This window comes from Streptomyces sp. S.PB5 (assembly GCF_030403745.1).
Taxonomy (GTDB): Bacteria; Actinomycetota; Actinomycetes; order Streptomycetales; family Streptomycetaceae; genus Streptomyces.
The window spans coordinates 1-1,010 of sequence record NZ_JAQMWP010000067.1 but is presented as its reverse complement, the minus strand read 5'-3'; the positions used below and the strand labels follow the sequence as shown (position 1 = coordinate 1,010).

The 1,010-nt window shown below is 68.2% G+C and carries 1 protein-coding gene; it reads left to right on the top strand.

The features are described 5' to 3' along the window. Window positions 1–38 precede the first annotated feature (38 nt). On the top strand, window positions 39–1,010 hold the full coding sequence (locus PH203_RS49595) for a 2-dehydropantoate 2-reductase (RefSeq protein ID WP_289929542.1): 972 nt from the start codon (window positions 39–41) through the stop codon (window positions 1,008–1,010).

The following is a 1,010-nucleotide window of genomic DNA, read 5'->3' as shown; positions in this document are numbered from 1 at the left end:
TCCGCGGTACACCCTCGACCGGACGGAGCACCCACACAGTGAAAGTCGCAGTCCTCGGCGCCGGAGCCATCGGCGCCTACGTCGGCGCCGCCCTGCACCACACAGGCACCGACGTCCACCTCATCGCCCGCGGACCGCACCTGGCGGCCATGAAACGCAACGGCGTACACGTACACAGTCCCCGCGGCGACTTCACCGCCCACCCCCACGCCACCGACAACCCCGCCGACATCGGCCCCGTCGACTACGTCCTGCTCGGCCTGAAGGCCAACTCCTACGCAGCATGCGGGCCGCTCATCGAACCCCTCCTGCACCAGGACACCGCCGTCATCGCCGCCCAGAACGGCATCCCCTGGTGGTACTTCCACCAGCACGGCGGCCCCCACGACGGCCACCGCATCGAAAGCGTCGATCCGGGCGGAGCGGTCAGCACAGTCCTCGCCCCCCAGCGGGCCATCGGCTGCGTCGTCTACGCCGCCACGGAGCTGGAGGGCCCCGGTGTGGTACGCCACCTGGAAGGCACCCGCTTCTCCATCGGCGAACCCGACCGCAGCCTCTCAAAACGCTGCCAGGCCTTCAGCGAAGCCATGCACACCGCCGGACTCAAATGCCCCGTCGAAAAAGACCTCCGCAACGACATCTGGCTCAAACTGCTCGGCAACATCAGCTTCAACCCCATCAGCGCCCTCGCCCGCGCCACCATGCGCCAGATGTGCCACCACGGCGGCACCCGCACCGTCATCGAAACCATGATGCGAGAAACCCTCACCGTCGCCGAAGCCCTGGGCTGCGACATCGGCATCTCCATCGAACGCCGCATGGCGGGCGCCGAACGCGTCGGCGACCACCGCACCTCCACCCTCCAAGACCTCGAAGCCGGCAAACCCCTCGAACTCGACGTCCTCCTCGCCGCCGTCGTCGAACTCGCCGACATCACCCAAACCCACGTCCCCACCCTCCGCACCGTCCACGCCATCAGCGACCTCCTCGCCCACAGAACCGCCGCATGA